Source organism: Paucibacter sp. KCTC 42545 (assembly GCF_001477625.1).
GTDB lineage: Bacteria > Pseudomonadota > Gammaproteobacteria > Burkholderiales > Burkholderiaceae_C > Paucibacter_A.
Window position 1 is genome coordinate 4,856,571 of record NZ_CP013692.1, and the last position, 12,001, is coordinate 4,868,571.

Sequence of the window (12,001 nt, forward strand, 5' to 3'; positions counted from 1 at the left end):
GCCCGTAAGAACTATGACCACCACACCCCCCCCCCTGGACAGCCTTTCTCATCTGCTTGTATTGGACATTGACGGCACGGTGTTGCGCTCTGCCGCCCCGCACCGGATCATCCTGCAATCTTTGCTGATGGATGCGGGGCTGATCGAGCAGGAGCTCGATTTTTCGACTTTCAGCGATCGCACCGATACAGGCATCCTGCGGGCGAGTTTCGAGCGTCGCCATGGTCGGACGCCCACCCGTAGCGAGCAAGCGAGCTTCGAGCAGGCCATGGCTGCACGGTATGCCGCCCTTGGATCGGTTGACAGCCAAGTGATGCCAGGCGTGCTTGACCTGTTGGCTCGGCTGCAGACTAAGCCAAATTGGAACTTTGCATTCGCGACAGGCTGTTGGCGCGAATCCGCCACTAAAAAGTTATCCATCCTCGGCTTAGCACGGCCGTGCATGAGCACCGCCTCGGAATTCCAGTCGCGACCCGATATTCTTTCTCAAGCGATCGCCTTAGGTTGGCGGGACACCCCGCCAGCGGCACGAGGATTGACCGTCTTCGTTGGCGACGGAGTTTGGGACGCGCAGGCCGCTGGCACTGTTGCAATCCCATTCATCGGGATTGCTGAGGGTTCGGCGGCGACCGAGCTGATGTGCTTAGGCGCCCACGCTGTCGTACCCGATTTTACTAATTTCTGGCCGATTCTTGAGGATCTGTCGGCGCGCTTGGCGGCGCGCGCGGCTCGCCAGCCTAAGCTTTGCTCCCCTATCTGATGAACAAACCAGTACTACACCAACTTGCTTGGCGCACTTGTTTGCTCACTGCCGTGATACCCATTGCGATACGAGCCCAAGAGATTCCACAGAATGATGGCATCGGGCGCGCAGCCGGCACCAAATTAGAACGAGTCGAAGTCAACTCGCGTGCCCTTTCCGACGTCGAGTTGCGCAGGCAGTCGAAAATTGCCAAGCAGTACTTCGGCCGCGAAGAGCTCGACAAGTATGGTGACACGACGCTGCCAGACCTCTTCAAACGACTTCCCGGCATCGATGTGCAGAACGGCTCGCCCACACTCCGGGGCCTTTCAGCGCGCTATACGCAAGTTCTGATCAACGGCGAACCCGCGCCTCCCGGATTTTCGCTGGATCAAATGAGCCCAGCGCTGGTAGAACGCATCGAAATTGCTAGAACGGCCGTCGCCGATCAGAGTACACAAGCGGTGGCCGGTACTATCAATATCATTCTGAAAGAGGCGCCTAGTCGTGCACAGAATGATTTGCGAGCAACCGTCGAATATTATGCCGAGCATCCAACTACCGGCTTCAACTATGTCTGGGGGCAGCGCAAGGGCGGCCTGTCGGCTACCCTGCCGCTCGCCTATTTCGAATGGCATGGTATCCAAAATATTCGCAACGAGCGCATTATGGAAGGCCTGGATGGGAATCCTTCCCACGCCGTGCAACGCGGTCAAGCTGGGTTCGGCGGCTGGTTCATCACCGCCGCACCGCGCCTCAACTGGAAGCTAAATGACGATGAAACGATTGGGCTGAATTCCTACCTAAGGAGAATCGCATCCTACAGCCACAGTAGCTATGCGAATCTGATTCTGGCTGGTCTTCCAAGCCTAGAAGACGATTCGGTGGGAAGCGGCGAGGGCAATACGGTCAACCTGAACATGAGTTGGAACAAGGTATTCACTTCCGAGCGCAAACTCGAGTTGAAGATGGGCGGCCTACAGACCCACAGTGCGTCTCAGTCTAGTACTTTCTACCGCGATACGTCGACTAATGAGTTGAGGCCCCAGCGCCTGAGCCTAGGAGATGTCCACGAACGTGGACTTTCTCAGTCCGGTAAGCTCGTGGAACTCGCTGGAGACGCGCATACGGTTAGCATGGGATGGGACTTCGATCAACGCCGTCGGGAGGAGCGCCGCACCGTCACTGAACGCGGCATACTGCAAACCGACAGTCTCGAAGGCGAGTCGTTTGCTGCCACGTTGACGCGCGGCGCAGTTTACGTGCAAGACGAATGGGAGATCGCGCCATTTTGGTCGGCCTATTACGGCCTACGTTGGGAGCAGATCCGAACAAACAGCGTCCTTGAGGTGTCCACCGCGCCCGTGCGCAACACCAGCGCGGTTCTGTCTCCGCTGTTAACTTTGAACTATGCCCTTGACGCAAAGAAACGCGACATCGTGCGTCTGAGCTTGGCACGCACCTACAAGGCTCCCGAGCTGAATCAGTTGTTGGCCCGGCCTATCATTAATGGTCTTTTCCCCGACATAACAATCAGTAACACCGAGCTCGCGCCGGACAGGGTTGGCAATTCGGCCTTGCGCCCCGAACTGGCGACCGGTTTGGACATAGCCTTTGAGAAGTACTTATCCGGAAGTGCATTTTTGAGTATTGGCTATTTCCAGCGTGAGATCCGGGACCTGATTAGGAACGTGACCACGCGAATGGATGTGCCTTATGCCAAGGTACCCCGTTGGATTGCGGTTCCGCAAAACTTTTCCAAGGCACAGACGAGTGGGCTGGAGGTTGAGGTCAAAGGACGCGCCGGTGATCTGATTCCCTCTCTCATCGACGCAAAGGCGCCGTTGAACGTCCGCTCTGCCTTGAATCTGTATTGGTCAAAAGTCGATGCGGTGCAACTACCCAACAGTCGCTTGGAGAATCAGCAACCCTGGTCGGCGCTGCTAAGCGTTGACTATCGCTGGCAGCAAGTGCCGTTGCACGCTGGAGCCACACTCACTTATCGGCCAGGATATGCCGCGCAAGCTACGCCGACGACCTTGTACACAACCAACCTCTCACGTGGGTTTGACCTCTTCGCCGCCTGGACCATCAACGCAAGCAGTACCTTGAGGTTCAACGCCCGCAATATTGCCCCAGTCGAGACAGTGACGGCTACCTATCTACCTGATGGATTTCAGCAGTCGGCGCGATTGCCCAGCACAATTTACGGACTTTCGATCGAGCTGAAGCTTTAGCAAAATTCAATCGCCGAGCGGCCATCTCCCGCTCCGGCGCATTGATGTGATCTACCGTCGAATAGAACCTCACCCGTTTGCCGTGCCTGGTGATGTCGGCCACGCCATTGGTCGTGGCCAAGTATGTCTCTCCGGTTACGGGGCCACCGATGAAAATCGCGTTGTGCGAGAGTTCCGTGAACGCCGTGCCAGACATTGGTGCCGTGGTCAAGTTCTCTACCGCCAGCGAAAGCAACCGCAGTAAAGCAGTAAAGCAGTAAAGCAGTAAAGCATACTTGGAAGGAGTATTGGTTTGGGCCACGCCTGTGGACGTCTACTCACGCTTGAGGTCGCCGATCCGCGGTATGCGTCCAGCCAAGTCATGTTGACTGGCTGATCTAGCTTCAAGCTATGTCGGCTGCTTCTAGTAATGCGGCAGTAACTCCGCGATACGGCTGGCGGGCTCTTGCGCCACTTACGGCGTCAGGACTGGTTCAGCTTTTATGGACGCCCATGGACGGTGGAACGCGACGCTACCGTCGCGAAGCTTTGGCCTGACTTCATTCGCCGCCGGCCATGCTCTACTAATTTCAGGCAACACGATAGGGATAGTCAATGCATCTTGGCGTTGAGAAGCACACCGGCACCATCTTTGACGGGATGAACAATCCTGATATGCCGGTAAGACCCCAGCCTCCGGTGAGCCAGTGTCACCTGATCCTGGCAGAGGCGGATTGGACAAAGATGCCGGAAGGCTTGCACCAGAACCCGCATCGGTGGGTGTTCCGAGAAGACAGCTTCGATCCGGTCACGCGCATCCGCAGGGGCCGTGTATACCAGTCCTACGGAAATGCCCAGCCCGACTCCGTCGTGGTCTATCGAGACCCGTCCGATGCCGTTCTTGGTAGGGAGGTACACCCCACATCACATACGCGTGTGCAGATGTTCCGCTATGTCGCCGCCACCGCGCTTTTGGTCGTGCCGAACAAGGCCTACGGCATGCCGTTTGTGGTCGGCTCGGGCCAGGGAGTCTCGATCTACACCATTGTGCAGATCGAGTCGCTTCTGACCGGCGATGTCATGGTCACGCTGAAGCAGCGATCTGCACTCGGCGTGATTCCCGAACTTAACGAGGCCGCAGTGGTCGAAGGTTCTCTCAAAGCCGTGCGGTTGGCCATTGAGCGCGCGGTGAATTCCGCGCTGCGAGAGACTGCGGTCTCCGTGGTAGACCAGTGCCGCAACGCTGACCTGCCCCCTCCCGCCGTACCAGCCATGCGGAAGTCCGGGTTGAAGGTTACTTGATCTCGTTGCGTGTAGCCGGTGGCGCCTGGTTCTTGGTGCGGTGGCGCTGCGCGAACTCGGCCGGCGGTATCCGACCCAGGCTGCTGTGCGGCCTCACCTCGTTGTAGTCCTGCCGCCAGATGGCGATCTCCGAGCGCGCCTGCGGCAGCGTCTGGAACCAGTGCTCGTTCAAGCACTCGTCGCGGAACTTGCCGTTGAAGCTCTCGATGTAGCCGTTCTGCATGGGCCGCCCTGGCTGGATGAGGATGTGCCGCACGTCGTGAGCTTGCGCCCAAGCGATGAAGGCCCGGCAGGTGAACTCCGGCCCGTTGTCGGTTCTCACCGCCGCAGGGTAGCCCCTGAAGATCGCGGCCCGGTCCAGCAACCGCGTCACGTACTGGCCCGAGATGCCGTAGTCCACGGCGATGTCCACACACTCGTGCGTGAAGTCGTCGGCCACAGTCAGGCACTTGATACGCCGGCCATTGGCCAGGCTGTCGGAAACGAAGTCCATGCTCCACACCTCATTGACTCGGGTCGGCACGGTGAGCGGCACGCGCTCGCTGGCTGCCCGTCTGATCTTCTTGCGCTTGCGCACCGCCAACTGCGCCTGGCTGTACAACCGATAGACGCGCTTGTGATTGACGCCTGGGAACTGTGGGCGCAGCACGTCATGGATGCGGCGATAGCCGAAGCGGCGCCGCACCTGTGCGATCTCGACGATCTTGGCGCTGAGTTGCTGCGTGGCCTCATCGACCACGGGCGGGTTGCGATAGCTGTCTCTGGAGAGCCCCACCAGGCGGCACGCGCGGCGTTCGGACAGATGGTGCTGGGCAATCATCTGGGTCGCCGCGTCGCGCCTGACCTGCGGGGCTAGGGCTTTACGCCGAAGACGTCCTTGAGCGCGTGGATGTCCAGGTGGGCCTCTGCCAGCAGGCGCTTGAGCTTGGCGTTCTCGCCTTCGAGCTCGCGCAGTCGCTTGGCATCCGTGGCCTGCATGCCGCCGTACTTGGCCCGCCACTTGTAGAACGTGGCGTCGCTGAAGCCGCCTTGCCGGCACAGCTCCTTGATCGGCATGCCGGCCTCGGCCTGCTTCAGGAACCCAATGATTTGTTCCTCAGTAAATCTGCTCTTCTTCATGTCCATCATTCTCCTGGTTGATGGACTTCCTCTCCATTACGCTGGTACGGCTGGGAGGGTGCAGGTCAGTGCTGGCGCAATTGCCGGGAGCGTTTGAGCACTTCAACGAGATCCACCCGCATTCGAGTTTAAAGATGATGTCGCTCAGGGAGTTCCGAAGGCGGCAGAATCACACCGCCCACCAGGGCTAACTTGGCGACTGGACAGTGTCCGGAACTACGGGGGCAAGATCAGAACTTACCCACCGTCTATTGCCGCAGAACACGGGCTACGGTCACATTAGCAATATTAGTTTGAACTTGCCGAGCCGATATGCCTGCGCTACGGCTGGCCCTCAATCGGAACACCGTTCACCACCGCGATCGCGATCTGTATAGGCGTGTAGAAGTCGATCTCAGCTGCGATCTCATCCAAAGGCCGAATGGAAATGACCAGCGAGTAGGGCACGCTTACGCCTGCGCGTCCGCTACCGTTCCAGTCCTTCCACCATCCGCCAACCGGAAAAACGGCCACATGCGACTTGTCCGCCAACGCTGCTGCTGTTCCGGTCCAGACGTCTGAATGCAGCGAGCCGCGAGATCTTAGTTGGGCTCCGATTTCCCAATCCATTCGATCTGGGTCAGACATGGACTCGGCACCGTCGAGGTCCGCCTCCTCGCGTTCCAGCTTGTTTATCCGCTGGTTGAAACGATCCTCGGTCTCGGACGCACCCTTGACTGCAAACCGCAGCCCATGCGACTGATAGCGAAACTTGCTCTGCCAGCCGCGGCGACTTGGATTCGGCTCGATGAAGTATGAAAGCGTAACCCGCATCTCGACGTTTGACCCGCCCAGATCGCGCAGGGCCTGAGCCGGCCACGGCAACGCATGGAGCTTGAGCTGATTGAGCTTGATTTGGCCTTCTTCGGAACGGTACGGGACGATGTCATCCTGCACCACCAGGGTAGGCGCCTGTTCGCTGGAGATCAGCGAGTTCGCCATTGAGACTTTGCCGAAGCCATACGTGCGCAGCAGATTCTTTATATCGGCTTTGTCATGGTGTGCCGGCAGCTGCGATCTCATGTGCGGCGTGAATCTCGCGCCATGAACGACCAGAGCGCGGATGGTCTCTTCCCAGTATGCAGGGTACCGCGCTCGCAGGATCGCGCAGATCCGCCCGACTTCTGCAGCCGCTGCGCTGGTGTCACCGCTCTCCGTGAACGGAGACACATCCTGTCGATGCGACGTTGTGAGAATGCGCAGGCTCTCCGGCCCCACGCTTACGTGGGGCTGCGGGTTGAGTGTGGCATTGCCGCCTTCCGCCACGACGTCCGGTTTAATCGGCCAGGAGTTGCGCCATAGCAGCGATGTTGTGGATGCAGGCGAGAGGCCTCCTTCAGGCGCGATCTGCTTAGCATTCGGCCAGTTGCCGCGATCCACGTCGACTCGGTGAGTGCAGGCACCTACGGTCAGCGCGTTCCAAGCTTGACCTGGATCTTCAATCGAGGTGAGGTAGTTGATCTGCGGATAGGCGCTCCACGCCTCCCATGGTACGTTGCCCGCCGACAAGACGAACAGGCGCTGGCGGAGTTCCCCTGCCGGCCAGTTGACGCCGCTCGCATAGGGTTCTAGCCCATTGAGGCCAAAGGCTAGCTGATCGATGGTCGCTGACCACTCGCTGGGCTTCCCAGCACCAGGCCCAATGGCTGTCGTCATGGTCGCGAAAACACGCTGTCTGTCCGGATTGCGCTGCTCGACTGCGTATTTCAGCCCATCCCGGCCACCCATTTCAGCGGAACGCGGACAGCGTTTCAGACGAAGGCGGACACCATTTCAGGCTGATCGCGGACAGCGTTTCAAACTGATCCCGGACACCCCTGGCGCGCGCAAGTGACCTGAGCCGTAGGCATGCTGACCGATTTTTCGGTCCGTCATGCCCACTCCCAGGATTCACATGCGCCAACTTCGACAAACCCTTCGACTTCACCTTGAATCTGGCCTGAGCATGCGCGAGTGTTCGCGCGTGCTTGGCATCGCCAAGTCGACCGTCAATAGCGTCGTTATGAAGGCCCGCGCCGCCGGTGTGGACTGGGCCGCCGCCCAGACGCTGGACGATGCCGCCTTGGAGGCTCGCTTGTACGGCCCCGCTGTGCCTCGGTCCAGCACCCAGCTTGAGCCCGACTTCGCCCTCGTCCACCAGGAACTCAAGCGCCCCGGCGTCACCTTGCAATTGCTCTGGGAGGAGTACCAGCGCGGTCTGACCGACGCCGGCTCGCAAGCCTACAAGTACACCAGCTTCTGCGTGAAGTACCGCGCCTGGGTCACCGGCCTCAAGCGCTCGATGCGCCAGGTCCACCCGGCCGGCGAGCGCCTGTTCATTGACTACGCCGGCCAGACTGTGCCCTTGGTGGACGCTGCCACCGGCGAGATCCGGCAAGCGCAGATCTTCGTGGCCGTCCTCGGCGCCTCGAACTACACCTTCGCCTGCGCCACGCCGACACAGACAGCAGCCGACTGGGTCGGCGCCATCATGGATGCGCTGGAGTTCATGGGTGGCGTGCCCCGGCTGATCGTGCCGGATCAGGCGCGCGCCCTGATCGCCCGGCCCGACCGCTACGAGGCCACGCCTAGCCGTCTGGTCGAAGAGTTCTGCGACCACTACGACGTGGCGATGCTGCCCGCGCGTCCTGCTCATCCCCGCGACAAGCCCAAGGTGGAGGTCGGCGTGCAAATCGTCGAGCGTTGGATTCTGGCGCGGCTGCGGCACCGGCGCTTCTTCACCCTGGCTGAGCTCAACGCCGCTGTCCGGGAGTTGCTGGTGGACCTGAACGCTCGGCCGTTCAAGAAGCTACCCGGCTGTCGGGCCAGCGCCTTCGCGGCCTTGGATCGGCCGCTGCTCAAACCCCTGCCGGCAGCGCGCATGCCCATCGCCCGCTTCAAGCGCGCCCGGGTCAATATTGACTATCACGTTGAACTCGATGGCCATTACTACAGCGTGCCGCACCGGCTGGTGCGCGAGCAGGTCGAGTTGCGCATCACTTCGACCACGGTGGAGATTCTGGCGGGCCAGCAACGCGTGGCCGTGCACGCCTACAGCGTCCGGCGCGGGGCGCACACGACGGCGCCCGAGCACATGCCGGCCTCCCACCGGGCGCACCGAGAGTGGACCCCAGCCAAGCTCATCGCTTGGGGTGAGCACATCGGCGTGGCCACAGCCGCCGTGGTGCGCTGGCAGATGGAACACCGGCCGCACCCCGAGCAAGGCTACCGCTCCTGCCTCGGCCTGCAAAGCCTGGCGCGCCAGTTCGGCCACGAGCGGCTGGAAGCGGCCTGCGTTCGCGCCATGTCGATTCGCTCGCCGACCTACCAAAGCGTCAAGTCGATCCTGGCCACCGGCTTGGACCGGCAAGCCGCGCCGGCCCAAGCCACGCAGGCCGCACTCCCGCTGCATGACAACGTGCGCGGCCCCGATTACTACCACTGACCCCACTGAAGAAGGAGAAGCTCTTGCTCAACGAACACACCCTGGATCAACTGCGCAGCCTGCGCCTAGACGGCATGGTGCAGGCGCTTACCGATGGCGCCACCCGCACGGCAGCGGCCGAGCTGTCCTTCGAGGAGCGGCTGGCCATGCTGGTGCAACGCGAGGTCGATTGGCGCGACGGCAAACGCCTGGCCCGGCTGCTCAAGGCGGCCAAGCTCAAGGTCAGCAGCGCCTGCATCGAGGACATCAACTGGCGAGGCTCGCGCGGGCTGGATCGCAGCCTCATCACCCAACTGGCGGGCTGCGACTGGCTGCGCCACGGCCACAACGTGTTGCTCACCGGGGCCACGGGTTGCGGCAAGACCTGGCTCGCATGCGCGCTGGCCCAGCAGGCGGCACGCCAGGGATTCGCGGTGTTGTACACGCGGGCGCCGAGGCTGCTGGAAGAGCTGCGGGTGGCCCACGGCGACGGCTCCTTCGGCCGGCGCCTGGCACAACTGGCGCGCATTGACCTGCTGGTCATCGATGACTTTGCGATTGCACCGGTCACGGCGGCCGACCGTAACGACCTGCTGGAGTTGCTCGACGACCGGGTCGGCAGCCGCTCGACGCTCATCACCAGTCAGCTACCCGTCTCAAACTGGCACCAATGGTTGGATGACCCGACATTGGCCGATGCCATCTTGGACCGGATCGTCCATTCGGCACAAAAGATCGCGCTCAAGGGCGAGTCGCTGCGCAAGAAACAGGACTCGGTATGAGCACCAAACCAACCACCGCAGAACCGTCCGGGCCAGCCCAATTCAGGCTGATCGCGGACACCTGAGCTACCATCAACCCAGGCACTTGCGCGCACCCAAACTGTCCGCGATCAGTTTGAAACGCTGTCCGCCATCACGCTGAAATGACTGTCCGGGATCGCTGAAATCCGCACTCGACAGTGTTGACAGCTTGGGCGATGACCCAGCCGTACAGATGCGGCGGGTTCGCGCCACGCGGCGGGAAAATCTTCACGGACTCCAGACGATGCGGAACAACCAAGTCGTCGCTTCCTGCAAAGACACCGGCCAAGTCTCCGTGGCAGATGATGCCTGCCATCTCCGTGCCATGTCCTTCTGGATCGGCGCCGCCCCATTCCGGCAACACCGCCATCACGTCTTCCTCTGCGATCGCATCTCTTAGGAGCAAGTGGGCTCGGTTCACACCGGTGTCTAGCAAAGTGACGTAGGGTCCGACATCGGGAGCGGAATATGTACAGCGACCAAGCAAGTCCTGGATCCAGTCCGCCTGCTCTCGCGGCGTCAGATTGGATAGGAAGAACTCTGCATTGGGCTGCACTGCGCGAATCTCTGCAATTACGTCGAGCAGGCTCATCGCTTGCTCTAGCGCGCGACGCGTGCATTGCGCCGCAATCACAATGCGGCCAGGGAAGGTCAAATATCCCGGCTCGACAGTGATTTGCAACTGCTGTGCAGCAACGGTAAACGTCTCGACTACCTCGCGAACAACACCATCGCCAATCCGAAGCCAGAGTTGAAACCAACGCGGCTCCTCGGTTAGGGCCGGTGCTCCGGTGTCTTCGGTCCAAAGTTCTTCGAAGGCAGCATGCCGGATCGCGTCGATTGCGTTGACCAGTCTGGCATTCTTGGGCTTCCCCGTAGCCGTGTCCTTGTCAAGGTAATCACGGACCCGACCCTCCAGCGCGCTCAACTTCCCTTCGGGAACATGCAGTGCGACAACCGGTCCTATTCCCGAATCGACCACGCTGAGCACTTCGACGCCGTCACGCCGCCATTCCAGCGATTTGAAGTCCAAATCGGTTCCTGCCGCGAACTGGATGGCAATGGTCATACCAGCGCTCGCGTCTAGCCCCCTGGCGGCCCTCTCTTGCGACAGTGCGTCGGCATCTAACCGAAGCAGTTCTAGCTGTCGCAGCAATGCATGGCCATGCGGACCACGACTTCGCTGCGGCGATTCCGTGCCGCGCACTGACAGATTGGATTTGAATGGTCGGTCTTTGGTAAATCCTAAGACAAGTAAGTGGTCGAGGTCAGCCATCCCTGGAGTAACTAGTTATTTAGTTGTTCCAATGTAATGCAGTTGCCCGCTTTATTACATGTTCAGCTGACTGGCCGCGCGCTCTTTCAAGTGCAGCAGCACGCTCGACTCACTGATGTGCTCTTGCTCTTCGAGCACGGCATCCTTGATGGCGTCCTCGCATGCGCGAACGATCTCGGAATGAGACAGGCCGCGAGCTTGTGACACAAGACCGAAAAAAGACATTCCCGCAGGAGCGTGCAGTGCCAGACGGTTGCTGAGCAAAGCTTCGATCTGCGCGTCGTCTGGGGAGGTATATCGGATGACGTCGTCGAAACGCCGGAACAGGGCTGAATCGAGGGAGGCGCCGTGATTCGTCGCGGCAATGATTACGCTATTCGAAGTGTCTTGCTCAATGAGCTGCAAGAACATATTGAGCGTACGCCGCATTTCGGCGACGTCGTGCTGACTGCCTCGTTGCAGACCTAGGGAGTCGAACTCGTCGAAGAGGTAGACGCCTCGCGTCGACTTCAGAGCCTCGAAGACTAGGCGCAGCTTCGAAGCGCTCTCTCCCATGAACTTGGTGATGAGGCTGTCGAACCTCGCGGTAAAGAGAGGAAGCTTCAGCTCCGTGGCGAGAACTGCCGCTGTCAGCGTTTTGCCGGTGCCGGGCGGCCCGACCAGCAGGAGCTTGCGCCGTGCCGACAGCCCGTGACCGTTCAATCTTTCATGCTGCCGCTGCTCGCGGAGAACCCGAAGCAGCTTTTGCTCGACCTCAGCCGACAGCACCATTTGCTTGAGATGGTGCTCTGGATACCGGGCTGTGAGTAGTTCCGCCAGTTCGCCGCGCGGCTGCACAAGGGGCATCGTGCGGGCTCGGGCGCGTGGCGCAGAAGGCGTGCGGGCAGCTTCAATCAGCTCTCGCAATTCCGTGGCGAGCTTACCGTGCCCTCGACGCGCCTCCTCGGCCGCAACCTGAAGCGCCACCGCGATGAATTGCGCGTCCTCATTGCCCGCATAGGCTCTGAAGAGTGCCTTGATCTGTTCAGCTCGTGCCATGTTTGCTCCCGAATGCATGTTATGCCTTAGGCATCTGCCATATGTGCTATTGTCGCACTTTGA

Annotated in this window: 10 protein-coding genes and 1 pseudogene; 6 read left to right on the forward strand and 5 right to left on the reverse strand. The window is 60.5% G+C overall.

Going from position 1 to position 12,001, the window contains the following annotated elements:
- Window positions 1-13: 13 nt before the first annotated feature.
- The gene (locus AT984_RS20825; RefSeq protein ID WP_156422158.1) at window positions 14-760 is read left to right on the forward strand and encodes an HAD family hydrolase; all 747 of its coding nucleotides are present in this window, start codon (window positions 14-16) and stop codon (window positions 758-760) included.
- Window positions 760-2,979 carry a TonB-dependent receptor plug domain-containing protein gene (locus tag AT984_RS20830; protein WP_082680231.1) on the forward strand — a complete coding sequence of 740 codons (2,220 nt, stop codon included), beginning with the start codon at window positions 760-762 and terminating at the stop codon, window positions 2,977-2,979. Before AT984_RS20825 ends, AT984_RS20830 begins: the two co-directional genes overlap by 1 nt.
- Here the strand turns inward: AT984_RS20830 and AT984_RS23865 are convergent.
- The gene (locus AT984_RS23865) at window positions 2,897-3,175 is read right to left on the reverse strand and encodes an ATP-binding protein (RefSeq protein WP_082680232.1); all 279 of its coding nucleotides are present in this window, start codon (window positions 3,173-3,175) and stop codon (window positions 2,897-2,899) included. The genes AT984_RS20830 and AT984_RS23865 overlap by 83 nt on opposite strands.
- 398 nt (window positions 3,176-3,573) lie before the next feature.
- On the opposite strand from AT984_RS23865, the gene AT984_RS20840 reads away from it, so the two are divergent.
- A complete protein-coding gene (locus AT984_RS20840; protein ID WP_058721748.1) occupies window positions 3,574-4,260 on the forward strand; it encodes a hypothetical protein in 687 nt (228 codons plus the stop codon).
- On the opposite strand, the gene AT984_RS20845 is transcribed toward AT984_RS20840, so the two are convergent.
- A protein-coding gene (locus AT984_RS20845) for an IS3 family transposase (RefSeq protein ID WP_442952147.1) occupies window positions 4,253-5,379 on the reverse strand; the annotation gives its coding sequence in 2 pieces (ribosomal slippage) (window positions 4,253-5,136 and window positions 5,136-5,379; 1,128 coding nt in all). The genes AT984_RS20840 and AT984_RS20845 overlap by 8 nt on opposite strands.
- A 50-nt stretch (window positions 5,380-5,429) precedes the next feature.
- Here AT984_RS20845 and AT984_RS24040 point away from each other — a divergent pair.
- A pseudogene (locus AT984_RS24040) lies at window positions 5,430-5,570 on the forward strand (IS3 family transposase); the annotation flags it as partial.
- A 130-nt stretch (window positions 5,571-5,700) separates the two neighbouring features.
- On the opposite strand, the gene AT984_RS20855 reads toward AT984_RS24040, so the two are convergent.
- Window positions 5,701-7,074 (reverse strand): S8 family peptidase, encoded by a 1,374-nt coding sequence (locus AT984_RS20855; protein ID WP_197418196.1) that lies wholly within the window; start codon window positions 7,072-7,074, stop codon window positions 5,701-5,703.
- Window positions 7,075-7,291: 217 nt separating this feature from the next.
- On the opposite strand from AT984_RS20855, the gene istA reads away from it, so the two are divergent.
- Window positions 7,292-8,842 (forward strand): IS21 family transposase, encoded by a 1,551-nt coding sequence (istA, locus tag AT984_RS20860; protein ID WP_058718810.1) that lies wholly within the window; start codon window positions 7,292-7,294, stop codon window positions 8,840-8,842.
- A gap of 23 nt (window positions 8,843-8,865) precedes the next feature.
- Entirely contained in the window at window positions 8,866-9,603 is a 738-nt protein-coding gene (gene istB / locus AT984_RS20865) for an IS21-like element helper ATPase IstB (protein ID WP_058718811.1), read from the forward strand.
- 133 nt (window positions 9,604-9,736) lie between these two features.
- Here the strand turns inward: istB and AT984_RS20870 are convergent, their stop codons facing one another.
- On the reverse strand, window positions 9,737-10,693 hold the full coding sequence (locus tag AT984_RS20870; RefSeq protein ID WP_197418197.1) for a S8 family serine peptidase: 957 nt from the start codon (window positions 10,691-10,693) through the stop codon (window positions 9,737-9,739).
- Window positions 10,694-10,954: 261 nt separating this feature from the next.
- Entirely contained in the window at window positions 10,955-11,938 is a 984-nt protein-coding gene (locus AT984_RS20875) for an AAA family ATPase (RefSeq protein ID WP_058721751.1), read from the reverse strand.
- Between the last annotated feature and the right edge of the window lie 63 nt (window positions 11,939-12,001).